Genomic DNA, 24,245 nt, shown 5'->3' on the forward strand with positions numbered 1-24,245 from the left:
GAAATACCTTCGCGATGACGCGTCCATTCTATTGAGCCAACTTATGCAATTTTTCAATAAAGCTGGCGAATACGCTGCTGTTTAACGACGCGCGGTTGTAGACCATATAGATTTGCGCTTCGGGCAATTTGAAGGGCGCGGCTACGGACTTTAATTTTAAAGCGTGTTTATAGGTTTCAAAAATGGAAAGAGGAATATAGCCGACTAAATCAGACATGCTGATCATAGAGAGGAGCGAACTGAGAGAGTCCGAACGGAACGCGATGTTTCTCTCCGGGAACGCTTCGTTGGCTCGAACCTGATACTCCTTCACGCCCGTATTCGTGCTTTGATACATCGTGAATTTCTCATTGTATAACTGCTCGGCGGAGACTTCTGTACCAATTCTCGGATGGTCTTCGCGGCAGATCATCACGGTGGGAATGGTGGTGAAATGCGAGCAGACAACGGACCGGTTATTCACGGGCGCAACGGTAAAAATGAGATCGGCTTTACGGTAGGCCAGTAAATCCTCTGCTGACTCCGCAGAGACAAGCATATCGCGTTGTTCTACCTCACAATTTTCCTGAGACATTAACAGTTGAATGGGGTCGAGAAGATAGCCTGGCGTCACCATCTGAGAACAATAAATGACAAAATTTTTCTTGATGTCGGTGTGGTGCATCAGGTTGATGGTCTGCTCAATCTGATTGAGGTTTTGCTCAAGATGCAGGTGCAGGTTAGTTCCGACGGTCGTGGGGGTGATCCCCTTGCCAGAACGGATAAACAGCGGATCGTTAAGCTGGCCACGCAGGCGTTGCAAAGACTGACTGACGGCTGAAGGGGTGATGTAAAGCGTTTCAGCGGCCTTGCTGATGCTAAGATGTTGATAGATACACTCAAAAATGACCAGTAAATTAAGGTCGAATTTTTTAAGGTCATAAAGATTTGCCATGTGTCATCCTGTTTGCCGTGAGTCTGTTGTTAACATATTGATGATAACTATAGATTAAAGCTAACCATTTACAATCCTTGTGGTTAACTAACTTAAAGTGTTATTTAAGTTATCTTAATATATCACGCCATCGGATTATTGAAATAGAATTACATGTGAGATTAAGATAATTTTATCTTTGAATGGGCTGGGTTCAATTTAATAAATGTTGACATTTATATATTGCCGTAAATTGATTACGTAAAGTTAATTTACGAGCGTAATGTATTTCTCTCAGTCAAAACCTATCACAGCCATAGGCAGGAACGCGCTTTTGATGGATTGCTCTCGATGGGGGCTGGTGGTGTAATCAACCTGCTGTTACGACCTTGATACAAGGTATGTAGAGCGCAACGCAACGCCAGCCTCGGCTGGCACTGAATGTACCTGCGGGGAATTCAGGTATCAGGGCCGCCCGTTGAGGCGGCCTTTATACTTTCTGGAGTACCGCAGCAGGTTCACCTTGCTGTCTTGTTGAAGTTGTAAGGTTTGGCTGATTGATTTGATAAAGCATACGCATTAGCCCCGATGAGCAAAGTTGGTTACCTTAGCTCTCAACGAAAACACGGAGGAAGTACAGATGTCTTTGATTAACACTAAAATTAAACCTTTCAAAAACCAGGCGTTCAAAAACGGTGAGTTCATTGAAGTAACCGAGAAAGATACCGAAGGTCGCTGGAGCGTCTTCTTCTTCTATCCGGCTGACTTCACCTTCGTTTGCCCGACCGAACTGGGTGATGTAGCTGACCATTACGACGAACTGCAGAAGCTGGGCGTAGACGTTTACTCTGTGTCTACCGATACCCACTTCACCCACAAAGCGTGGCACAGCAGCTCTGAAACCATCGCGAAAATCAAATACGCGATGATCGGCGACCCGACTGGCGCCCTGACCCGTAACTTCGACAACATGCGTGAAGATGAAGGCCTGGCCGACCGTGCAACCTTCGTGGTTGACCCGCAGGGCATTATCCAGGCTATCGAAGTTACCGCTGAAGGTATCGGCCGTGATGCTTCTGACCTGCTGCGTAAAGTGAAAGCGGCTCAGTACGTGGCTTCTCACCCAGGTGAAGTGTGCCCGGCTAAATGGAAAGAAGGCGAAGCGACCCTGGCTCCATCCCTGGACCTGGTCGGTAAAATCTAAGTTTTCACCATCCGGCAATCAATGGGCGCCCCCCGCGCCCATTTCATTCCAGCACCATGATGCAAGTTGCATTCAGGCCGCCCGCAAAGGCAGCTTGCATGATGACGTCTTAAGAGAGGGAAGAACTATGCTCGACACCAATATGAAAACCCAGCTCAAGGCCTACCTTGAGAAACTGACTAAACCCGTTGAGCTGATTGCCACGCTGGACGACAGCGCGAAATCGGCAGAAATCAAAGAGCTGCTGGCAGAGATCGCTGAACTGTCGCCGAAAGTGACCTTCAAAGAAGACAATTCGCTTGCGGTTCGTAAACCCTCTTTCCTGATTACTAACCCGGGCTCGGACAAGGGACCGCGTTTTGCCGGCTCTCCGCTGGGGCATGAATTTACCTCACTGGTGCTGGCGCTGCTGTGGACCGGCGGTCATCCGTCAAAAGAAGCGCAGGCGCTGCTGGAGCAGATCCGCGATATCGACGGTGATTTTGAGTTTGAAACCTATTACTCGCTCTCCTGCCACAACTGTCCGGACGTGGTGCAGGCGCTGAACCTGATGTCGGTTCTGAACCCGCGCATCAAGCATACGGCGATTGACGGCGGTACTTTCCAGAATGAGATCACCGATCGCAACGTGATGGGTGTTCCGGCGGTGTATCTGAATGGTCAGGAGTTCGGCCAGGGCCGCATGACGCTGACGGAAATCGTCGCCAAAGTGGATACCGGCGCGGAAAAACGCGCGGCGGAAGAACTGAACAAACGCGATGCGTACGATGTGCTGATTGTCGGTTCCGGCCCTGCGGGCGCGGCGGCAGCGGTTTACTCTGCACGTAAAGGTATTCGTACCGGTCTTATGGGCGAACGCTTTGGCGGACAGGTGCTGGATACCGTGGACATTGAAAACTACATTTCCGTACCAAAAACCGAAGGTCAGAAGCTGGCCGGTGCGCTGAAGGCTCATGTCAGCGATTACGAGGTAGATGTGATCGACAGCCAGAGCGCCAGCAAGCTGATTCCGGCGGCGGTGGAAGGGGGCTTACACCAGATTGAAACCGCCTCTGGCGCGGTGCTGAAAGCTCGAAGCGTGATCGTTGCCACCGGGGCAAAATGGCGCAACATGAATGTGCCGGGCGAAGATCAATACCGTACCAAAGGCGTGACCTATTGCCCGCACTGTGACGGCCCGCTGTTTAAAGGCAAACGGGTGGCGGTGATCGGCGGTGGTAACTCCGGTGTGGAAGCGGCTATCGACCTGGCGGGGATTGTTGAACACGTGACGCTGCTGGAGTTCGCGCCTGAGATGAAGGCCGACCAGGTGCTGCAGGATAAAGTTCGCAGCCTGAAAAACGTTGACATCGTGCTGAACGCGCAGACCACGGAAGTGAAGGGCGACGGCAGCAAAGTGACCGGTCTGGAGTACCGTGACCGCGTAAGCGGCGACGTTCATAGCGTTCAGCTTTCGGGGATCTTCGTACAAATTGGCCTGCTGCCGAACACCACCTGGCTGGAAGGCGCGATTGAGCGCAACCGCATGGGCGAGATTATCATCGATGCGAAATGTGAAACCAGCGTGAAGGGCGTGTTTGCCGCGGGCGACTGCACCACCGTGCCGTACAAGCAGATCATCATCGCGACTGGCGAAGGTGCAAAAGCGTCCCTGAGCGCGTTTGACTACCTGATCCGCACCAAAACCGCATAATAAAAGAAAGTAAGACATACCTGCAGTAGCCACCTCTTTATGAGGTGGCTTTTTTTTAGATTTTTTTACCCTCAATTATCCTCGTTATTAACCCCTTCATGCGTTAATTACCTGCTTCGATCAAAGAAAATAATAAGCCTGCTGATAATATCTTGTCGTTTTTTATAGCGATAAATATTTATATTTAATATGAATGACAAAGATACATCTACTTCTTCAATATATGAGACGTTAACCCCATTTGAAATAAAGGGATTGATGTTTCGTGATTTCTTTAACGTGGCGGACATGGCATCGCGATGCGCTTCGTTACATCCTTTATTCCCGGAAAGTGAAACCTGGCAGCAGGATGAGGCGTTAGAGGTTGAGTATGATTTCAACGCCCTGTTTGTCGGCCCTGCAACGCTATTGGCGCCGCCTTATGCCTCGGTGTATCTGGACGAAGAGCCTCTGCTGATGGGCGCTACAACGCTGAGCGTACGCGAATTCCTGCGCAGCATCGGGCTTTTTGTGACCGGGGAAAATAGCGTTCCCGACGATCACGTCAGCTATGAAATGGAGCTGGTGGTGATGCTCTCCGCGCATGCCAGACATTCGCCGCAATATCATGACGCACTCGCCCGCTTTGTGCAGGGGCATCTTGAATTATGGCTCCCCGCATTTATCGCAAAAATAAAGGGTTGCGCGAAAACAACCGCAATTAAATGTCTCGCGTTGCAGATGACTAATTGGTTTGATGAATTAAAGACGAGAGTAATATTATGAGTATTGATAAAGGGCTGCTAAACCGGCGCTCCTTTTTAAAAGGACTGATTGCGCTGGGTACCGTTGCCGCATTACCCGGCGGACTATTATCATCCCGATGTGCCATGGCACAGCCCCCCATTCCGTTTAACCCAAAAACCTACAAAATTTTCCGTAACGCTTGCCCGCGTAACTGCTACGACACCTGCAGCTTAAAAACCTGGGTCAAAGATGACGTCATCACCTTCGTTGACGGGGCAAGCGAGTCCACGTTTACACACGGTGCCCCGTGTGTGAAAGGGCTGACCTACCCGCGCCGGGTCTACTCCCCGGACCGTATTAAATACCCGATGATCCAGGATGGGCGCGGCAGCGGTAAATGGCGTCGCATCTCCTGGGATGAGGCCATGCAGCGCATTGCCAGCAAGATGCTGGAGATTAAAAAGAAAGACGGGTCTATGCTCGGTCTGGCGCTGTCGAAATACTCCGGCAACCTGGGCGTGATGAGTTATGCCGTGGAGGGGATGATGTCTTCTCTCGGTTACACCACGCGGTTCGCTGGTACGCCATGCTGGCCAGCAGGGATCGATGCCCAGCACTACGACATGGGCGACATGTGGTGTAACGACCCGGAAGATCTGGTGAAAGCCAAATACATCATTATCTGGGGGGCAAACCCGGCCTGGTGCTCCATGCATACCATGAAGTACATCTATCAGGCGCGTGAGAAAGGGGCGAAAGTGGTGGTCATTGATCCGCTGTTCTCGCAAACCGCCGCGAAAGCCGATTTGTATCTGCGCGTGCGCCCGGGATCGGACGGCGCATTGGCGCTGGGAATGGCGCGGCACCTGCTGGATATTGGCCGCGTCGACCAGGAGTTTGTGAACAACTTCGCGCACGGTTTCCCGGAATTTGAACAGTATCTGCGCAGCAATATCACCGTGGAGTGGGCATCTGAAATCTGTGGCCTGTCGGCAGAGGTGATTCGCCACCTGGCGGAAGAGTTCACCGCGGTAAAACCTGCCACCGTCTGGATCGGCTACGGGATGCAGCGCCACGTCAACGGTGGGGCGAACGTGCGCGCCATTGACGCTTTTGTTGCCATGACAGGCAACATCGGTGTGGAAGGCGGCGGTGCCCGCTACGGCCATCTGCAGACCTGGGGCTACAACTATCATGCGATGACGCAGAAGCCACCGGTCGGATCTGTTGGCATGGTGGGAGAAAGCGGCCCGGTAGGGGAGTTCGTCAGCGACAGCGGCGAAAAGAGCCACTATTCCGACCGCGCGCTGAACCTGAACCAGACCGCGCAGAGCATTCTAGATGCCAACGATCCGCCCATTCGTATGCTGTGGGTGGCGTGCAAGAACCCGTTCGCGCAGGACTTTGACCGCAACAAAATGGAAAAAGCCTTCAGCAAGCTGGAGATGGTGGTCTGCGTCGATCAGTTCTTCAACGAGACGGTGCAGCATGCCGATATTGTGCTGCCGGTGACGACCACCTTTGAGCACTGGAACCTGTCGTCGTCTTACTGGCATTACTGGCTTTCGGTGAATGAACCGGCCATTAAACCGATGTACGAGTGCAAGAGCGATTTGGATATTGCCGTGCTGCTCTCGCGTACCATCAACAAAATGGAGCCGGGCTCCTGTACCTTCCCGCAGGACATTGACCAGAAAAAATGGCTCGACCTTGAGTTCAATGAGGGCATGGCGAAGCAGTTCGGTATCCGCTCCTGGGACGATCTGCTGGATGGGCCGGTGAAAGCCAAAATGGTCAGCTCGGCGGCCTGGCACGACCGCAAGTTTAAAACGCCATCGGGCAAGTATGAGTTCCTCTCCGAGCTGTGTGAAAAGAACGGCCATAAAGCGCTGCCGGAGTATCTGCCTGCCGCGGAGGGCAAGCTGCCGTTCCATCTGTTTACCCCGCATTTGCAGTACGGCCTCCACTCTCAGTTCGTCAACCTCGACTGGATGCAGGTCTTCTGGCCGGAGCCGTTTGTCTATATCCACCCAGCCGCCGCGCACAAGAAGGGGATTCGCGAGCTGGCGAAAGTCCGCGTGTTTAACGACGTGGGCGAAGTGGAGCTGCGGGCGAAGATTACCACCAACGTGCCGGAAGATTTCCTGGTGATGTATGAGTCCTGGTTTAACAAGCTTAAGTACAACGTGCAGAACGTCGTGAAAGATACGCCAGCCGATATGGGCAAGATGGCAACCGGCGCGCCTGGCGCGGCGATCCACAGCCAGTTTGTCGACATTGCCCTTATCGCGAATGAAGGAGCAGACGCATGAGACGCGCATTTTTAGTGAACAGTGATAAATGTATTGGCTGCCGCGGATGCGCCATGGCCTGCAAGAGCTTTAACCAGCTTGAGCCGGATCGCTACTGGCGCTATGTCTATCCGCTGGATAAAGAAATTTATCCGCATGAGGAGCGTGCGTTTTTCTCGCTGGCCTGTAACCACTGTGAAAACCCGGCCTGTCTGGCGGCGTGCCCGGTGGAAGCCTACACCAAACGTGATGACGGCGTGGTGGTCCATAACCCTGAACGCTGTATCGGCTGTAAAAACTGCATCCGTAACTGCCCGTACGGCGCGCCGCGCTTCAATGAAGAGACGCAAAAGGCGGAGAAGTGCAGCATGTGCTATGAACGTCTGGATATCGGTATGGCTCCGGCCTGCGTGAACGCGTGCCCGGTCGGTGCCCTGTCGATTATCGATCTGGATGCCGATCCGCTGCCGAACAATGCCGTGCAGTATCCGCCGGGCTTCCCGAAGATGCCTCAGCTTAATCCGGGTACGCGCTTCATTCTGGCCCGTCAGCCAAAACAGCCGGGGGATAAATAATGGAAAAGTACGAACTGCCGTTGGTGATTTTTACCGTGCTAAGCCAGATGTCCGTCGGGATGACGCTGCTCCTGACCTGGCGTACGCTGCGTGGTGAAGTGCATGGCACCCGCCTTCACTGGCTGATTACCGGGCTGATTCTGGGCGTAGCCTCCATTGCCGCGGTGCTGCATCTGGCGCACCCGGAACACGCATACAACGCGTTGATTAACCTGAAACATGCCTGGCTGAGCCGCGAAATTCTGGGCGCGACCCTGTACGGCGCCATGATTGGGCTGGCCTTCCTGAGTAAGGGAAATAAAGGCGCAGCGCTGCTGGCGTCCCTGTTCGGGATCCTGCTGGTGGTGGTGCAGGGAATGACCTACGCGGCACCGGCGATGCAGGCCATTGCCAACGGCATCACCATGATGCTGTTCTTTGCGACGGTCTGGGTGATGGGCTGTGCCGCAACGCCGCTGCTCGGGCTGAAAGGATCAAACGCCGCGCTGCGCCAGGGGATTATCGCCCTGATGGCGCTGCTGATTGCCGCGCCGGTGATGTGGCTCAGCGGCGGTACCATCATGAAAATGACCGCTCACGCCTGGTTAAGCTCGCCGCTCTATCTGGGCAGCCTGCTGTGCTGCGTTGTGGGTGGCGCGTTATCGCTGAAGCGCCAGCCGATGCAGAAAGCGGTGTTTGCGCTCCTGCTGGTGGGCGTGGTGCTCAGCCGCCTGACCTTCTTCGGCGATACCGTCAGCACCATCGTCAATATTGGTCACCTGTACTGATAAACAAAACCCCGCGAAAGCGGGGTTTTTTGTGGGTATTTACCGGACCACCATCACCGGAATATGGGTGTGGCGGATCACGCTGGAGGCGTTCGATCCCAGCAGGTGAGTGGTAATGGAAGGATTACGTGAACCGATCACCACCACGTCTGCATTCAGCTCCGCGGCCAGTTCATTGACGGCATCGCGCACGCTACCGAACCGGACGTGGGTTTTGATGCGGGAAGGGTCGATGCTGAAATGTCCGACCATGGTCTGAAGCCGCGTTTCGGCTTCGTGCTGTAAGTGCTCCTCAAAGCGACGCACGTCGGCGGCAAAGCGGTGCAGGCTCAGGCTGGCAGAGCCCGGTAAGACGTGTAAAAGATGAATAATTCCGTCCTGCTGCGCGAGGAATTCCGCGTGGCGAACAGCTTTGTCGCTCAGTTCCATTTCGAAAACATCAACCGGCATAATGATTGTCTTATACATAACCGTTTCTCCTTGTTTATAAACGCTGGATACATTCAACCACAAAATATGAATGGTTTCTGTAAGCGCTTCGGCACTTTTCCTCTCTCGCCAGGATAAATCTCAAAAGGCGCGTATTTCCCGGCAGACTTTCAGGGGTAGCTACCCTTTATAAACTTACCTGAAACCTTTCGGAGGTCGCATGAAAGCACTCACGTACCACGGTCCGCACCATGTTCGCGTTGAGAATGTCCCCGATCCCATCATTGAACAGCCCGACGATATCATCCTGCGCGTCACGGCCACGGCGATTTGCGGCTCCGACCTGCATCTCTATCGTGGAAAGATCCCAAAGGTGCAGCACGGCGACATTTTTGGACATGAATTTATGGGCGAGATCGTCGAGTGCGGACGAGAGGTAAAGGACCTGCAAAAAGGCGATCGCGTGGTGATCCCCTTTGTCATCGCCTGCGGTGACTGCTTCTTTTGCCGTCTGCAGCAGTACGCTGCCTGTGAGAATACCAATGCCGGGCAGGGCGCTGCGCTGAACAAAAAGCAAATTCCCGCGCCGGCAGCGCTGTTTGGCTATAGCCATCTCTACGGCGGCGTGCCGGGAGGGCAGGCGGAATATGTGCGCGTGCCGAAAGGCAACGTCGGACCGTTTAAGGTGCCGCAGCTGCTCTCCGATGATAAGGCCCTGTTTCTTTCTGATATTTTACCCACCGCCTGGCAGGCGGCAAAAAATGCGCAGATTGAAAAAGGCTCCAGCGTCGCCGTTTTCGGTGCCGGTCCGGTGGGGTTGTTGACAATTGCCTGCGCACGGCTGTTAGGGGCTGAGCAGATTTTTGTTATCGACCATCACCCCTATCGGCTGCGGTTTGCCGAGGCGCGCTACGGTGCTATCCCCATCAATTTTGATGATGATAACGACGCGGCGGAAAAGATAATCGAGCAAACCGCCGGGCAGCGGGGTGTCGATGCCGTCATTGATGCCGTCGGGTTCGAAGCCAAGGGCAGCACCACGGAGACGATCCTCAGCAACCTTAAAATTGAGGGCAGCAGCGGCAAAGCGCTGCGTCAGTGTATCGCTGCCGTCCGGCGCGGCGGGGTGGTCAGCGTACCTGGCGTGTATGCCGGGTTTATTCATGGCTTCCTGTTTGGGGATGCCTTCGATAAAGGGCTGACGTTTAAGATGGGCCAGACGCACGTCCACGCCTGGCTGGGCGAACTGTTACCGCTGATCGAAAAAGGGCTGCTGACGCCGGAAGAGATTGTGACGCATTATCTCCCCCTGACGGATGCGGAACGTGCCTATAAGATTTTCGAAAAACGGGAGGAGGAGTGCCGGAAGGTGATTCTGGTGCCCGGCGCGGAAACGCCTGAGGCCGCTGAGCAAAAAGTTAAGGGCCTGGTGAATGCGTTCCCGGGCGGAGTGGTGTAAGAATACGCGCTTACTTGTGGCGTTCAAGGTAGAGCACGGCCGTGACGATGATCGCCACAATAATCAGAAAAATAAGTGTGATAACCAGTATCTCACACATGTCCATCCTCGCAGCATCACAACAGATTAAGCGTGGATTAAGGCCTTTTAGCGCGATACAGGAAAATCGGGTGAATTTGCGGAAAGAGGATGCAGGCGCATCCTCTGTGCAACGCGGGTCGCGTTTGTTCAGAATGACATTAACGCAGGTAATCGCCCGCGGCTTCTGGCTGGTAGAGCAGCTCCAGCACTTCCAGATGGGTGGAAGCACCGCCCGGCAAGTCCCAGTGGATGGTATCTCCCGTGCGCAGCCCCAGCAGTGCGGCCCCCACCGGCGCAAGAACCGAAAGTTGCGCGCTGCTGTTCGTCATCTGAGCCGGGTAAACCAGCGTACGTGTCAGTTCTTCACCGGTGGTCAGGTTGCGGAATTTCACCTGGCTGTTCATGGTGACCACGTTATGCGGCATCGTCTCAGGCGTGCACATCTGCGCCCGGTCGAGTTCCTCATTCAGGGCATCGGCCACCGGAAGTGAGGCGAATTCTGCTTTTTCCAGCAGCCTGTCGATACGTTCTGCGTCGAGCTCGTTGATGATGATTGTAGGTCTGGACATTTTTTACTCCATGTCGTTAATGCTGCGTCTAACGCAGAAACCAATCCAAAAGAAAACCCTCGCCGTCTGGCAGCGAGGGTTTAACTCTCCCGATGATACTGGCTGAACGCGCAAGTTTGAAGTGATGAAGGTCACATTCATGTGCCATATGAATTTTCACTGAAATTTATTCAGTCTTCATTCCTGGCGGATTGCGTTACGCTGTATGTTCTGAACCCGGGCGCTGCGCGAAACATCATTCGCCGCAGCCCTTACCAACGAGAGAGCGCTATGTACTTCTACCAACCGTCTCAGGGGCATGGCCTGCCGCATGACCCGCTGAACGCCATTGTCGGCCCCCGTCCGATTGGCTGGATCTCCTCTTGCGACCAGGCCGGTCAGCTCAACCTTGCGCCGTATAGCTTCTTCAACTGCTTTAACTATCGCCCGCCGATCATTGGCTTTTCCAGCAACGGCTGGAAGGACAGCGTGCGTAATATTGTTGAAACAAAGGAGTTTGTCTGGAATCTGGCAACGCGCGATCTTGCGGAAGCGATGAATCAGACCTCTGCCATGCTGCCTCACGACCAGGACGAATTTACCTTTTCCGGATTAACGCCTGCGGCAAGCCAGCTGGTGAGCGCCCCCCGCGTGGCGGAAAGCCCGGTCAACTTTGAGTGCCGCCTGTCTCAGTGCATTCAGCTTACCGGCGCCGACGGTACGCCGGTGGATACCTGGCTGGTGCTGGGAGAAGTGGTCGGGATCCATATTGCCGAAACGCTGCTGGAAGAGGGGATATACCAGACGGCGAAAGCGCAGCCCATCCTGCGTGCGGGTGGGCCGACGGCTTACTATGGCATCAGTGACGAACACCGGTTTGACATGGTGCGACCGGTGGTGGGCGATCAGTAACCGGCCTTATCAATGACAAATTGTTTTCCGCAGTTGCCTGGATGCGGCTGCGGAGCAAAGGATGTCGCGGAAAGCGGGGCGTTAATGGTGTCTGCTTTGAGTGAAATTTGCATCTCGGTCAGATACGCCGGATTACCGTTGCAGGTCAGCTTGAAGGCTTTGATATTTTCCTTGCCCCAGGTTTTGGCAACGGCGTTGTCAAAATCACTCCGGCTGACGGTTTTACCGTAATTTTCCGCAAGGAAATGACCGACGGCGCTGTTTTTCACTTCCTGATTCATTCTCACCATGGTGCCGAAATAGGCATCGGGATCAAAACCAAAGCAGACGCCATGTTTGGCATATTCGTAACGTTCCAGACAGGAGTTTCCACCCGCGCCCGGCATGACCTCGTTCAGCTTAGCCGCGCCGGAAAGCGACAGCCCGGTTTCGGCTGCTGCGCATTTGCGGCTGGCCTTCACTTCCGGCATGTTCGGGATAGGGCGCGTGGCGCAGCCAAACCGCATCCATCGACGTTCATCCACGCCGCGTGCGGCAATAGATTTCGGCAGGCCGGGCCATAGCCCGTGAACGGTCAGAAAATCGGTTTTATTTTCGCGCTCTTTTTGCAGACGACATTCATCCGGTTCATTGCGGTTACGCTCGACCATGCTTTGACAAAATCCCGTTTGCCAGGATAAAGCCAGCACATAGCGATCGAAATCGCCGTACTGCGTGGCCTTGAGGGGGTCGGCCTGTGCTGAGAAGAGACTGAGTGCAAGCGCTACTGCGCCAGACGGGATAACGATATCCTTCCTGAACATGTGATTTCCTGATTGGTTGTGCGCAATTCATTTTTGTGGGTTATTAAAGCACAAAAAGCGCCCGCAGGCGCTTTTAGGTAATCAGGAATTTCACTTAGGCGGCGCCGGGAACCAGCACTTCGGTAGCAATAATGACGATGATTAGCCCAACCAGCACCGGCACTGACGTGCGTTTCACCACTTCAAACGGCGAGATTTTGGCCATCCCGGCGACCGCTACCACCACGCCTGAGACAGGCGAGATGGTACGACCCAGGTTTGAGGCCTGGAGCATGGGAATGGAAAGATAAGCCGGGTTGATACCGGACGAGTGAGCCAGCTTAGGGATCATCTCAACGAAGGCGTAAAATGGCGCATTCCCGGAACCGGTGGTCATTGCTGCCAGCATGGTCAGTACCACCAGGACCAGCATCAGGATAATACTGGCCGAGCCAAACGATGTGGCGATGGAGATCAGGCTCTGGATAAAGCCGATCGTGCTCAGACCCTGGGCAAAGACACCTGCTGCAACCAACAGCATCACCACGCCAGCAAACGCATCTGCCATACCGCGATACGCGACCTCAAGGCCGGAGAAGACTTTTTGGGTGTTGAAACCGCGCACGAACTCCAGCACAGCGGCTAACAGCATACAGATAACCAGGATAGTAATAATGTGCAGCTGCGGGCCCCATTTCCCGTCAAAAATGAGCACGCCGATAATCGGCGTGAACGGCAAAATGGCATAGAACGCCGGCGCCGTGGTGGTGATTTCGCTTACATCCATCATTTCATGGCTGATGTTCTCTTTTTTATCGAGATAGCGCTGCCAGAAGAAATGCGCGATACCCATTCCCACAATGGCGACAATCGAGATCGGCAGCGTGGTTTTAAAGGCGAAGTCGATAAGCGACATTTCGGCTGCTTTCGCCGCCAGCACAACGTCACCTGACGTCGGGGAGAGAATAATGGCCGCCGGGGAGGCGCAAATTGCCGCCGCTGCCCCACGGCTGATCCCCACGTTTACCATCACCGGGAACAGCGTGGCCATTAACAGTACGCCAAGCCCGGTTGCCGATGAAACGGCCAGCGACATCAGGCAGGCGAGGAAATAGGCGGCAACCATCAACAGATACGGCGAGTTAATGTACTGCAGGGGTTTCGAGGCAAGCTTCACAACCATGTCGTTCGCGCCGATATGGGTCATATAGGCTGCAAAACCGCACAGCATCATGATCATCATACCCAGATCGCCACCGCGGCTCATGAGCAGGATTTTAATATATTCAACAATATCCGTGGCGGTGTAGCCCGTGCTGGCTGCGCTGGCAGGTAAAACCTGATGACCCATTACTGCGCTGATTATCAGCAGCGTTAAACCACCGACAAATAAAACGCCCGTGGCTGAGTATCCTTTAATGATGTAGCGAGCTACACCCACAATGACGACGACCCCAATTAGGAGTTCGATAAACGTAAGCATGATTTCCCCTGTGTCTTTCTGCCCTGAGATATAAAAAATTAATATAAAAATGAAGGATGAAAATGTGCCGAATTAATGGCCCGCCCTTGCTGACTAAAATCAATAAACAGACGACTAACGAACAGCATAACAGCGTTTTTGCCATGGGTAAGGCATTTATGTCATAAGGATCTTGACCGGCAAAGACAGCGTAACATGTCTATGTAATGATAACAAAATGTTAAACTTTTGTGTGGTCTGGCCTGTTAGTACTGGAGACCGTTAACAGACATTAGGCGTACATGATGTGGGTTTATTCGGGATAAGCAGAACGCCGCTTTAAGAATATTGCCGAAAAGCGGGCTGATATTTAAGAGTAGGGGTGATGCCGTTAAGGCTTGGTTCAATTATTCTATGTTAAACTTTGCCTCGAATATCAAGAATGGTAATTGCATTGTGATTGTACGTAATACTTTTTTCTCTATTTTATTGTTTATTATTGGCCAGTTAACGTTTTCTTCGGTTGCACAGGCAGAGAACAACGCGACGGATAAAGGTTGGTTCTCTACTTTTACGGATAATGTTTCGCAGACCTGGTCAGCGCCTGAACATTATGATCTCTATGTCCCGGCAATAACGTGGCATGCGCGCTTTGCTTACGACAAAGAGAAAACGGATAAATACAACGAGCGTCCCTGGGGAGCGGGTTTTGGTCAGTCGCGCTGGGATGAAAAAGGAAACTGGCATGGCATCTACCTGATGGCCTTCAAAGACTCCTTTAACAAGTGGGAACCGATTGGCGGCTACGGCTGGGAAAAAACCTGGCGCCCGCTGGCGGATGAGAACTTCCACGTTGGTCTGGGCTATACCGCCGGGGTGACCGCGCGCGACAACTGGAAGTACATTCCGATCCCCGTATTGCTGCCTCTGGCCTCTGTTGGTTACGGCCCTGCAACGTTCCAGATGACCTACATTCCGGGAACGTATAACAACGGTAACGTTTACTTCGCCTGGATGCGTTTTCAGTTTTAACTGACAAAACATTACCTGGTGGTGAAAAAACGTGCAGCCGTTGATTCGTAAGCGATAAAAATCTGTCAGTGAAAATTAACGCGACTTTAGTCACTTTTTGTCAAAGATCCGCTGGACAAAAGGTCCCACAATTGATGTACTGGTAACCGACACAGCATTTGTGTCGTTTTTTAATGTAAAGGTAATTTTGATGTCTAAGATTAAAGGTAACGTTAAGTGGTTTAATGAGTCCAAAGGATTCGGTTTCATTACTCCTGAAGATGGCAGCAAAGACGTGTTCGTCTGCAATCCAGTCTAATGGTTTCAAAACTCTGGCTGAAGGTCAGCGTGTAGAGTTCGAAATCACTAACGGTGCCAAAGGCCCTTCTGCTGCTAACGTAATCGCTCTGTAATTCAGACGCGTCAGCAAGAATTTCAAAACCCGCTCATTGAGCGGGTTTTTTTCGTTATGAATCAGCCAAGCAGGTAAATTTTCAGGAAGCTGGCCACGATCAGTACGCTCAACAACACCATGCCTGCGCTCATCAGACTCTGTTTCATTTGTCACCCTCGTTCAGTATTGCCTTCAGAGTGACAGAGAAAAATTAAGCCAACATTAACGCTCCGGCAGTTAATGCGTGCTTACAGAGGAAAAAAGCCAAAATGCGATCCCCGTCATCGCGAAAGATCCGATCATGTTGATCGCGATATTCACCAGCGCCCAGCCGATACGTCCTTCCTGAAAGAGAAAAACCGTTTCCGCGGAAAAGGTTGAAAAGGTGGTCAAACCGCCGCAGAAGCCGGTGGTAATCAAGACTTTCCACATAGGATCGATGTGCGTCATCCGGTTAAACCAGGCCAGCCCCATACCAATAATAAAAGCACCAATCAGGTTGGCGGCCAGCGTTCCTAATGGAATCGCCTGGTGCAGGGGATTAAACCGCATACTCAGTAACCACCTCGCAACGCTCCCCGTGCCTCCACCAATAAAAACAGCTAAAAGGAGTTGTAACACGCTAAATACCTGCTATTTGATGTGTAAGAGTGGCGAGTTTAACGCTGTTTATAATGAGGGGACAAATATGTATGTTGCGGTAGGGCAGTTTGCGGTCACGCCTGACTGGCGGGTTAACGCAGTGCAGTGCGTTAACCTGATGATACAGGCCCGACAGAAAGGCGCGTCGCTGCTGGTGCTTCCTGAGGCGTTGCTGGCAAGGGATGATAACGACCCGGATTTGTCCGTGAAGTCCGCACAGGCCCTTGACGGCGAATTTTTACAACAGCTGCTCGCTCAGAGCGTAGGCAGTACGATGACCACCGTCTTAACCGTGCACGTTCCCTCAACGCCGGGTCGCGCAGTGAATACGCTGGTGGCTATTCGTGACGGTGCCATTGTTGCGCGCTACGCCAAGCTTCATCTCTATGATGCGTTCAGCATCCAGGAGTCGCGACGCGTTGATCCGGGAGATGTCGTCCCACCGCTCATTGATATCGACGGGTTTAAGGTGGGGTTGATGACCTGCTATGACCTGCGTTTCCCGGAGCTGGCGGTGCATCTGGCGCTGCAGGGGGCGAAGGTGCTGGTATTGCCCGCCGCATGGGTTAAGGGGCCGCTAAAAGAGCAACACTGGGCTACGCTGCTTGCGGCACGCGCGCTGGACACGACCTGTTATGTTGTTGCCGCCGGGGAGTGCGGCAATAAAAACATCGGGCAGAGCAGGGTGGTTGATCCCCTGGGAGTGACGATTGCCGCCGCAGCGGAAGCGCCGGTTATGCTGATGGCGGAGATAATTTTAGAAAGAGTTGCGCTTGCGCGTCAGCAATTACCTGTTCTTCGCAACCGTCGCTTTGCGCCACCGCAATTATTGTGATGTTTTTTTCAACAATGCTTGATTCACCTTGTTACAGATTGCTATTGTGTGCACGCGCCAAATGACCGTTAATACGATCGGGTTTTGGCGCTGAATGCAGCCTGTTTTAAGTAAAGAAGGTATCTATGGGTGAGATTAGTATTACCAAACTGCTGGTGGTTGCCGCACTGGTCGTCCTGCTGTTTGGTACCAAGAAGTTACGCACGCTGGGTGGTGACCTGGGGGCTGCCATCAAAGGCTTTAAGAAAGCGATGAACGACGATGACGCAGCTGCGAAGAAAAGCGCTGACGACATCCCGGCAGAGAAGCTTTCCCACAAAGAGTAACGGCAATGCCTGAGGGCTTGCGAAAAAAAACCGGCTCATGAGGCCGGTTTTTTTGCATTACTGTAAATGAATATTACGGCGTTATTTGACTTCTTCGCCTTTCGCCTGCATATCCGCATGGTAAGAAGAACGAACAAATGGACCACAAGCCGCGTGGGTAAAGCCCATCGCCAGCGCTTCGGCTTTCATCTCGTCAAATTCATCCGGGCTCACGTAGCGCTGTACCGGCAGGTGGTGACGGCTTGGCTGCAGATACTGGCCGAGCGTCAACATGGTCACACCGTGGCGGCGCAGATCGCGCATGACGTCGATGATTTCGTCATTAGTTTCACCCAGACCAACCATCAGACCTGACTTGGTCGGGATATGCGGATGTGCTTCTTTAAAGCGCTCCAGCAGCTTCAGAGACCAGTTATAGTCGGCTCCCGGACGCACCTGACGGTAAAGACGCGGAACGTTCTCCAGGTTGTGGTTAAACACATCTGGCGGCGTCGCGGTCAGGATATCCAGCGCGCGGTCCATACGGCCGCGGAAGTCAGGAACCAGCGTCTCGATTTTGATGTTCGGGCTTTTTTCGCGAATGGCAGTAATGCAGTCAGCGAAGTGCTGAGCACCGCCATCACGCAGATCGTCGCGGTCAACGGAGGTGATAACCACATAACGCAGCGCCATGTCGGCGATGGTTTGCGCCAGTTTTTGCGGCTCGTTGGCATCGGGGGCCACCGGGCGGCCATGCGCCACGTCGCAGAATGGGCAGCGGCGGGTACAGATGGCACCCAGAATCATAAACGTCGCGGTGCCGTGATTGAAACATTCAGCAAGGTTCGGGCAAGAGGCTTCTTCACAAACAGAGTGAAGGCCATTCTTACGCATCGCCGCTTTGATCCCCTGGATACGCGAAGAGTCTGCCGGAAGTTTGATTTTCATCCATTCCGGTTTTCTTAACAGCGCCTCGCGCTCTGTAGCCACGTTTTTAACCGGGATAAGGGCCATTTTATCGGCATCGCGGTATTTTACACCGCGTTCCATCACAATGGGTTTACTCATAGCGTGCGTGTTCCAGTTGCGAATATCGAAGGAAAGCGTTTCAATTCAAGGGAATGTTGTATTTATCAACTATTTTTGAACGAACGACAGGCAGTATATCATTTATAGGGGCGTTAAAGCAGCCTGCCAGGTCGCCAATTTGTAAAATAGTTGTTGTTTTGTGCCTTTTGCCCTGCGAGCGGCAGGGACGTGTACGGGTACGCTCTGTCAGAAGGCCTGACGGATAATGCGGATGACGTTTTCCAGTACCGGATCGCGCAAGCTGAGCTTGTTGTAATGCAGTGAAATCTCGATAGATTCTGCATTGAGCTGGCTTAGCGGAATACTCTCCAGCGGCCAGCATTTCCGCAGCAGGTTATACAGGCGTGAAGGCATGATGCACAGCATATCGCTGCTACCAATCAGGGATGCGGTGGTGAACATATTGTAACTGCTGAAACTGATCTGACGTTCCGGGAAAATTTCGTCAATACGCTGACGCAGAGCGTGGTTAGACTGTCCTTCGGTCATGAAAGACGAGTGGTCGTAGTTGCGCAGGTTTTCAATGGATAACGGCTCGCTGAGGACGGGGTGCTGCTTGCGGCAAACCAGCACCAGGTTATCCGCGTAAAGCACATTTTGCCCCAGCGCTCGGGCGCTAAAGCTGCCGCTTTCGATGACCAGGTCCGTCTGGAACTGAGCAAGCTGAACGTCAGGTTCGTTAAGAGGCACATTGCGAAGCAGAAGCTGAGGCGCATGCTCTTTCACGGCCTGGAAGATCGCGGGCATCACCAGCACGCCGACAGAAGGGGAGCAGCCGATGGTGATGGTTCTCTGTTTGTCATAGCTTCCGGTTAAATCCAGCGCACCCAGAATCGACTCCAGCCCCTGGCTGATGTATTCGTGGAGATGTGTCGCATAGGCCGTTGGCGTGACGCCCTGGCCCTTACGGATAAATAAGGGGTCGGGAAATATAGCCCGTAGCTTTTGAATTGACTGACTTATTGCCGATGGCGTGAGATTAAGAATTTTCGCAGCATTAACGATACCCTTATGGACATATACTGCCTCAAAAATAGTCAGTAAATTGAGATCAATATTACGTAAAGTCCGAAAAATTTGCGGCTTATCTTCGCCACCAGGGTCATTCAGGCGTTTGGCTGGTAAATTATTATACTCCACGCTTTCACTCCGTATACATTCACAACATGAATGATAGTTCAATTTATTTATTATGCTTGTAGAGATTCGTAAAGTGTTGCTTTTGTTCCACTTGTTTATCAAAAACAAACAGTTGTGTGATTATCACTCAAGTTACTTAGCCTGTGTATGCCGTGCTGTCCGGAGGCTAAATAATATGTAAGGGCAATATTCGGGCGCTTCGAAAATATAGAATCTGCGGATTATTGTAAAGCGTAAAAGCGGTAAATAAACAGTGGCCCGTCAAATTATCGAGCCATTCTGGATGATATATTAAGCAGGGATATATTCGTGCGGGGGATTGTTAAGTAGCGCTAACACATTCTTCAGAAGCACGGGACGTATATTTTCTGGCGTAGCGGTATCGACCCACTGGCGCATTTGCGTCATTTCCATGCCGGCGTAGCCGCAGGGGTTTATGCGCTGGAAAGGCGTAAGATCCATATTAATATTCAATGCCAGACCGTGGAAGGAACAACCTTTACGAATACGTAGCCCCAGAGAGCAGATCTTCATTTCGCCAACGTAGACGCCCGGCGCATCGGCACGCGGATGCGCGTCAATCCCATACTCCGCCAGCGTGTTGACGACGGTCTGTTCCAGTAACGTCACCAGCTCACGTACGCCAAGCTTTCTGCGCTTCAGATTAAGCAGGACGTACATGACCTGCTGACCCGGACCGTGGTAAGTCACCTGTCCGCCACGATCGCTCTGGATCACCGGGATATCGCCCGTCATTAATAAGTGTTCCGCTTTTCCCGCCTGGCCCTGCGTAAATACCGGCAGATGTTCGACCAGCCAAATCTCATCAGGGGTTGTGTCATCGCGTGAATCGGTGAACTCGTGCATAGCCTGAGAGACAGGCTCATAAGGTTGCAGCCCGAGATGACGGACCAGAATTTTATCCTGATACAAAACGCGTCTCCGAAGACGAGAAACAAAAGATGAGGGGGAGTATATCACAGAGGGGAAGAGGGGTTACCCGGTAAACCGGGTAACCGCAAAGGGACTACAGCACCATACGAACGATTTCGATATTGCCGAGCTCTTCGTACAGCGTCTCAACCTGCTCGATATGTGTGGCAGTGATGGTAATAGAAACCGAGTGGTAGTTGCCCTTGCTGCTTGGTTTTACTGACGGAGAGTAGTCACCCGGCGCATGGCGCTGTACCACTTCAACCACCTGATCAACCAGCTCAGGTTTCGCCAGACCCATTACTTTGTAGGTAAACGGGGTAGGGAATTCAAGCAGTTCGTTAAGTTTGGTTTTCATGTCAGCTCCGGCGTAACGTCAAAAAGAATAACTCCCACGTCAGGTGGGAGTTATTAGGATACTTAGTATATGGGGATCAAAATCACACTTTCAAGTGTTCGATTTTTAGCCAAACCAGTGATGGAACATCAGTTTAATGTAATCAATGATTTTGCCGAAGAAATTGCCTTCAGGAATTTCTTCCAATACCACGAGTGGACGCTGGTCGATCGTTTTACCGTCCAGCTGGAAGTTGATGGTACCCACCACCTGGTTTTTATGCAGCGGGGCATGCAGTTCGGTGGTGTTGAGCACATAGCTTGCTTTCAGATCCTTCATACGACCGCGTGGAATGGTCAGGTAGAGGTCTTTATCCACGCCCAGAGAAGCACGATCGTTATCGCCGAACCAGACGGGTTCAGAAGCAAATTCTTTGCCTGCTTTCAGCGGGTTCACGGTTTCGAAGAAACGGAAGCCCCAGGTCAGCAGCTTCTTACTCTCGGTTTCGCGACCTTTAAAGGTGCGACCGCCCATCACGGCAGAGATCAGGCGCATCTGGCCTTCAGTGGCAGAGGCCACCAGGTTGTAACCGGCTTTGTCGGTGTGGCCGGTTTTGATGCCGTCAACGTTCAGGCTGTTATCCCACAGCAGGCCGTTACGGTTGGTCTGACGAATGCCGTTGAAGGTGAACTCTTTCTCTTTGTAGATAGAGTACTCGTTAGGTACGTCGCGGATCAGCGCCTGACCGATCAGCGCCATATCACGCGCGGAGCTGTACTGACCGTCTGCATCGAGACCGTGTACGGTCTGGAAGTGGCTGTTCTTCAGACCCAGGGCATTTACGTAGCTGTTCATCAGGCCCACGAACGCATCCTGACTACCGGCGGCGAAATCGGCCATGGCCACGCAGGCATCGTTACCGGACTGCAGGTTAATGCCACGAATTAACTGAGAAACCGGAACCTGCATTCCCGGTTTCAGGAACATCAGCGAGGAACCTTTGAAAACCGGGTTCCCGGTAGCCCACGCATCGTTGCCGATGGTGACCAGATCCGTCTCTTTGAACTTACCGGCTTTCATTGCCTGGCCGATGACGTAGCTGGTCATCATTTTGGTCAGGCTGGCCGGGTCACGGCGGGCATCGGCATTCTGTTCTGCCAGCACTTTGCCAGAGTTGTAATCGATCAGGATGTAGGATTCCGCGTCGATTTGCGGAACGCCAGGGATCATGGTCTTGATATTCAGGTCATCAGCATGAGCTGCAGAGAGTGCAGCCGCGCAAAGGGCCGTGGTCAGCGCCATGCGCTGCACAAAACGAGCAGAAAAAGTGGTCTTCATGGTCAGAACTACGACATCCGTGATGGAATTAAAAAAGTGCCTTACTATAGCAAATGCTATTCAGGCAGGCATCCGACTTTAAGCATGAGTTTGTGAATGTGTTTTACACAAACTGACATTTCGGATACCGCCGAATAATTACTTCGTAACAGCGATAAAGGACTGCAGCAGTGCCTCGCTCTGCAAACGCTGCTGCAGGGATGCCGCCTGCGACTTGCTGGCAAACGGCCCCATCTGAATACGCCAGACCGCACCGTTTTGCTCAACGCGTCCTGGCACGCCAAACTGCTGGCTTAAACGCTGCTGATACTGCTGGGCACGGGCCCGATCGCTCACTGCGCCCACCTGGACGACAAAGCCGCCGCTGGCTGCTGCGGGAGCGGCAACGGCTGCGCTCTGGGTCGTGACCGGAGCCGTTACCGGGGCAGGCTGCTGCACGACGGGGGCGGCAACAGGGGCTGGCGTCGGCTCACTGCTCTCCAGCACGCCCGAGGCTAAGTTCGTTGGTGCGCCAAGGAAGCCGCTGCTTTTTACCGGTGCGCCAGTGGCATCATCGCTTTGCAGCGTGTCATTGCTGATTGGGCGTATTTCTCCCGCCGGCTGAGAAGGCTCTGCCGGCGAGGAGACGCTTCCCATGCCGCCGTCCAGATTTGGGCGGTCGGGGAGGGCATAGGTCTGTTTCGCCACCGTGGTACACGCGGTTCCCGGCCCGGAGAGCGAACCATCCTGCGCCACGATAATTGGGTCAATGCGAACTTTGGTGTTGTTCGAGGTATTCAGGCGATCGGCAGACGCGCGGGACAGGGAAATCACCCGGTCATTACCGTACGGGCCGCGGTCGTTAATACGCACGACGATCATACGGCCGTTCGCCAGGTTGGTGATACGGGCGTAGCTAGGGATAGGTAGCGTCGGGTGCGCCGCAGTCAGCTGCATTGGGTCAAATGTTTCACCCGATGCCGTCAGGTTACTGCCCGGCTCAGCATCATAAATGGCGGCAAAGCCAGCCTGGCTAAAGCGGGACGGATCCTGCACAATTTTGTAGCTTTTGCCGTCGCGCTCGTAATCCTGATTCGCGCTGGCATTCAGCGGTTCATAAACGGGATCGGCACCGCTAATTTCAACGATTGGGCCATTACACACCGCAGGCTGCGGCGGCGCGACGGTTGCCTGTTGCTGACCATCATCACTTGTACAGGCCGCAAGTAAACTTGCCGCAATGCAGATACCCAGCCACTGCTTACGCATTCCGATCCCCTTATTTTTATACGCTTTTTGACAACATTTTTCTGTGGGTGTGGATCGACATCACGATACCAAACCCGGCCATCAACACGATCAGTGCCGAGCCTCCGTAACTCACCAGTGGCAGCGGTACGCCTACCACCGGCAGAATACCACTCACCATACCAATATTTACGAAGACATAAACGAATAAAATCAACATCAGTCCGCCTGCCATGACGCGGCCGAAGGTGGTCTGCGCGCGGGCCGCAATCCACAAACCTCGCATGATGAGCAGCACGTAGAGCGCCAGCAGGATCAGGATGCCAACCAGTCCCAGCTCTTCCGCCAGTACCGCAAAGATAAAGTCGGTGTGGCGCTCCGGTAAAAACTCCAGCTGCGACTGGGTACCGTGCAGCCAGCCTTTACCGCGCAGGCCGCCGGAGCCAATCGCAATCTTGGACTGAATAATATGATAGCCCGCACCGAGCGGATCGGTTTCCGGATCCAGAAGCATCATGACGCGCTGGCGCTGGTAGTCATGCATCAGGAAGAACCACAGGATAGGGATAAACGCTGCAACCAGCACCACCGCGATACCAATCAGACGCCAGCTTAAGCCCGACAGGAACAGGACAAACAGGCCGGAGAGGGCGATAAGGATCGAGGTGCCGAGGTCAGGCTGCGCCGCAACCAGCAGTGTCGGCAGGAATATCAGCACCAGGGCGATAGCGGTATTTTTCAGCGACGGCGGACAGACGTCGCGGTTGATAAAGCGCGCCACCATCAGCGGGACTGCGATTTTGGCAATCTCCGAGGGCTGGAAACGAACAACGCCCAGATCCAGCCAGCGCTGTGCCCCTTTTGAGATGGCACCGAACGCATCTACCGCCACCAGCAAAATAATACAGAAGATGTAGAGATAGGGCGCCCAGCCTTCATAGACGCGCGGCGGGATCTGCGCCATTACCACCATAATGACCAGACCCATCGCGATCTGGCCGATCTTGCGTTCCATCATGCCGATGTCCTGGCCGCTGGCGCTCCAGATAACCAGGGCGCTGTAAACCAGCAGGGCCAGCAGGATCAGCAGCATGGCTGGGTCGATGTGAATTTTATCCCACAGCGATTTTTTATTTGGATTATCCGTCATGA

The 24,245-nt window shown here is 53.2% G+C and carries 25 protein-coding genes and 1 pseudogene; 12 read left to right on the forward strand and 14 right to left on the reverse strand.

Annotated features, from left to right (window positions below; all coding sequences use genetic code 11):
• Window positions 1-28: 28 nt before the first annotated feature.
• Window positions 29-934: a DNA-binding transcriptional repressor CitR gene (gene citR / locus DG357_RS06245; RefSeq protein WP_049138709.1), complete on the reverse strand. Its 906-nt coding sequence runs from the start codon at window positions 932-934 to the stop codon at window positions 29-31.
• A 619-nt stretch (window positions 935-1,553) separates the two neighbouring features.
• Here citR and ahpC point away from each other — a divergent pair.
• The 6 genes from ahpC to DG357_RS06275 all read left to right on the forward strand — a co-directional run bounded on the left by ahpC (window position 1,554) and on the right by DG357_RS06275 (window position 8,169).
• Complete coding sequence (gene ahpC, locus DG357_RS06250; RefSeq protein ID WP_008501015.1) at window positions 1,554-2,117, forward strand: alkyl hydroperoxide reductase subunit C; 564 nt, start codon at window positions 1,554-1,556, stop codon at window positions 2,115-2,117.
• A 127-nt stretch (window positions 2,118-2,244) separates the two neighbouring features.
• Window positions 2,245-3,810 (forward strand): alkyl hydroperoxide reductase subunit F, encoded by a 1,566-nt coding sequence (gene ahpF, locus DG357_RS06255; RefSeq protein WP_028012318.1) that lies wholly within the window; start codon window positions 2,245-2,247, stop codon window positions 3,808-3,810.
• Window positions 3,811-3,999: 189 nt separating this feature from the next.
• Window positions 4,000-4,575: a TorD/DmsD family molecular chaperone gene (locus DG357_RS06260; RefSeq protein WP_224222668.1), complete on the forward strand. Its 576-nt coding sequence runs from the start codon at window positions 4,000-4,002 to the stop codon at window positions 4,573-4,575.
• Entirely contained in the window at window positions 4,572-6,848 is a 2,277-nt protein-coding gene (locus tag DG357_RS06265) for a molybdopterin-dependent oxidoreductase (RefSeq protein WP_088205159.1), read from the forward strand. Before DG357_RS06260 ends, DG357_RS06265 begins: the two co-directional genes overlap by 4 nt.
• Entirely contained in the window at window positions 6,845-7,402 is a 558-nt protein-coding gene (locus DG357_RS06270) for a 4Fe-4S dicluster domain-containing protein (protein ID WP_049138704.1), read from the forward strand. The genes DG357_RS06265 and DG357_RS06270 overlap by 4 nt, the downstream gene beginning before the upstream one ends.
• Entirely contained in the window at window positions 7,402-8,169 is a 768-nt protein-coding gene (locus DG357_RS06275) for a dimethyl sulfoxide reductase anchor subunit family protein (protein WP_041910926.1), read from the forward strand. The genes DG357_RS06270 and DG357_RS06275 overlap by 1 nt, the downstream gene beginning before the upstream one ends.
• Before the next feature lie 39 nt (window positions 8,170-8,208).
• Here the strand turns inward: DG357_RS06275 and uspG are convergent, their stop codons facing one another.
• Window positions 8,209-8,637 (reverse strand): universal stress protein UspG, encoded by a 429-nt coding sequence (gene uspG / locus DG357_RS06280; protein WP_028012323.1) that lies wholly within the window; start codon window positions 8,635-8,637, stop codon window positions 8,209-8,211.
• 181 nt (window positions 8,638-8,818) lie between these two features.
• Here uspG and DG357_RS06285 point away from each other — a divergent pair, with 181 nt between their 5' ends.
• Window positions 8,819-10,057 carry a zinc-dependent alcohol dehydrogenase gene (locus tag DG357_RS06285; RefSeq protein ID WP_069733586.1) on the forward strand — a complete coding sequence of 413 codons (1,239 nt, stop codon included), beginning with the start codon at window positions 8,819-8,821 and terminating at the stop codon, window positions 10,055-10,057.
• 10 nt (window positions 10,058-10,067) lie between these two features.
• On the opposite strand, the gene yldA is transcribed toward DG357_RS06285, so the two are convergent.
• Together yldA and rnk are read right to left on the reverse strand one after the other, a co-directional pair.
• Complete coding sequence (yldA, locus tag DG357_RS23290; RefSeq protein ID WP_274620971.1) at window positions 10,068-10,157, reverse strand: small membrane protein YldA; 90 nt, start codon at window positions 10,155-10,157, stop codon at window positions 10,068-10,070.
• Between the two features lie 139 nt (window positions 10,158-10,296).
• Window positions 10,297-10,707 carry a nucleoside diphosphate kinase regulator gene (gene rnk / locus DG357_RS06290; RefSeq protein ID WP_088205158.1) on the reverse strand — a complete coding sequence of 137 codons (411 nt, stop codon included), beginning with the start codon at window positions 10,705-10,707 and terminating at the stop codon, window positions 10,297-10,299.
• A gap of 270 nt (window positions 10,708-10,977) precedes the next feature.
• Here rnk and DG357_RS06295 point away from each other — a divergent pair, with 270 nt between their 5' ends.
• The gene (locus DG357_RS06295; RefSeq protein ID WP_045261019.1) at window positions 10,978-11,598 is read left to right on the forward strand and encodes a flavin reductase family protein; all 621 of its coding nucleotides are present in this window, start codon (window positions 10,978-10,980) and stop codon (window positions 11,596-11,598) included.
• Here DG357_RS06295 and rna read toward each other — a convergent pair.
• Complete coding sequence (gene rna / locus DG357_RS06300; RefSeq protein ID WP_088205157.1) at window positions 11,592-12,401, reverse strand: ribonuclease I; 810 nt, start codon at window positions 12,399-12,401, stop codon at window positions 11,592-11,594. The two genes, DG357_RS06295 and rna, sit on opposite strands and share 7 nt — an antisense overlap.
• A gap of 94 nt (window positions 12,402-12,495) precedes the next feature.
• Window positions 12,496-13,863, reverse strand: a complete 1,368-nt coding sequence (dcuC, locus tag DG357_RS06305) for an anaerobic C4-dicarboxylate transporter DcuC (protein WP_028012328.1) — start codon at window positions 13,861-13,863, stop codon at window positions 12,496-12,498.
• A 393-nt stretch (window positions 13,864-14,256) separates the two neighbouring features.
• Between dcuC and pagP the strand changes: the two genes are divergently transcribed.
• On the forward strand, window positions 14,257-14,874 hold the full coding sequence (gene pagP / locus DG357_RS06310; protein ID WP_047363730.1) for a lipid IV(A) palmitoyltransferase PagP: 618 nt from the start codon (window positions 14,257-14,259) through the stop codon (window positions 14,872-14,874).
• Window positions 14,875-15,064: 190 nt separating this feature from the next.
• Window positions 15,065-15,266 (forward strand): annotated as a pseudogene (cspE, locus tag DG357_RS06315) (transcription antiterminator/RNA stability regulator CspE).
• 218 nt (window positions 15,267-15,484) lie between these two features.
• Here the strand turns inward: cspE and crcB are convergent.
• Window positions 15,485-15,868, reverse strand: coding sequence for a fluoride efflux transporter CrcB (gene crcB, locus DG357_RS06320; protein WP_041910922.1), 384 nt, complete (start codon window positions 15,866-15,868; stop codon window positions 15,485-15,487).
• 67 nt (window positions 15,869-15,935) lie between these two features.
• Here crcB and DG357_RS06325 point away from each other — a divergent pair, with 67 nt between their 5' ends.
• Window positions 15,936-16,724: a deaminated glutathione amidase gene (locus tag DG357_RS06325; RefSeq protein WP_088205156.1), complete on the forward strand. Its 789-nt coding sequence runs from the start codon at window positions 15,936-15,938 to the stop codon at window positions 16,722-16,724.
• A gap of 125 nt (window positions 16,725-16,849) precedes the next feature.
• On the forward strand, window positions 16,850-17,050 hold the full coding sequence (gene tatE / locus DG357_RS06330) for a twin-arginine translocase subunit TatE (RefSeq protein ID WP_028012332.1): 201 nt from the start codon (window positions 16,850-16,852) through the stop codon (window positions 17,048-17,050).
• Between the two features lie 81 nt (window positions 17,051-17,131).
• On the opposite strand, the gene lipA is transcribed toward tatE, so the two are convergent.
• From lipA to mrdB, 7 genes are all read right to left on the reverse strand, one after another.
• The gene (gene lipA / locus DG357_RS06335) at window positions 17,132-18,097 is read right to left on the reverse strand and encodes a lipoyl synthase (RefSeq protein WP_028012333.1); all 966 of its coding nucleotides are present in this window, start codon (window positions 18,095-18,097) and stop codon (window positions 17,132-17,134) included.
• Window positions 18,098-18,304: 207 nt separating this feature from the next.
• The gene (locus DG357_RS06340; protein ID WP_041910920.1) at window positions 18,305-19,258 is read right to left on the reverse strand and encodes a YbeF family transcriptional regulator; all 954 of its coding nucleotides are present in this window, start codon (window positions 19,256-19,258) and stop codon (window positions 18,305-18,307) included.
• 291 nt (window positions 19,259-19,549) lie between these two features.
• Complete coding sequence (lipB, locus tag DG357_RS06345; RefSeq protein ID WP_028012335.1) at window positions 19,550-20,191, reverse strand: lipoyl(octanoyl) transferase LipB; 642 nt, start codon at window positions 20,189-20,191, stop codon at window positions 19,550-19,552.
• A 94-nt stretch (window positions 20,192-20,285) separates the two neighbouring features.
• The gene (gene ybeD, locus DG357_RS06350; protein ID WP_003858718.1) at window positions 20,286-20,549 is read right to left on the reverse strand and encodes a DUF493 family protein YbeD; all 264 of its coding nucleotides are present in this window, start codon (window positions 20,547-20,549) and stop codon (window positions 20,286-20,288) included.
• A 105-nt stretch (window positions 20,550-20,654) separates the two neighbouring features.
• Complete coding sequence (dacA, locus tag DG357_RS06355; RefSeq protein WP_028012336.1) at window positions 20,655-21,866, reverse strand: D-alanyl-D-alanine carboxypeptidase DacA; 1,212 nt, start codon at window positions 21,864-21,866, stop codon at window positions 20,655-20,657.
• A 138-nt stretch (window positions 21,867-22,004) separates the two neighbouring features.
• Window positions 22,005-23,114 carry an endolytic peptidoglycan transglycosylase RlpA gene (gene rlpA, locus DG357_RS06365; RefSeq protein ID WP_088205155.1) on the reverse strand — a complete coding sequence of 370 codons (1,110 nt, stop codon included), beginning with the start codon at window positions 23,112-23,114 and terminating at the stop codon, window positions 22,005-22,007.
• A gap of 16 nt (window positions 23,115-23,130) precedes the next feature.
• A complete protein-coding gene (mrdB, locus tag DG357_RS06370) occupies window positions 23,131-24,243 on the reverse strand; it encodes a peptidoglycan glycosyltransferase MrdB (RefSeq protein ID WP_013097590.1) in 1,113 nt (370 codons plus the stop codon).
• Window positions 24,244-24,245: the final 2 nt, after the last annotated feature.

Source organism: Enterobacter bugandensis (assembly GCF_900324475.1).
Taxonomy (GTDB): domain Bacteria; phylum Pseudomonadota; class Gammaproteobacteria; order Enterobacterales; family Enterobacteriaceae; genus Enterobacter; species Enterobacter bugandensis.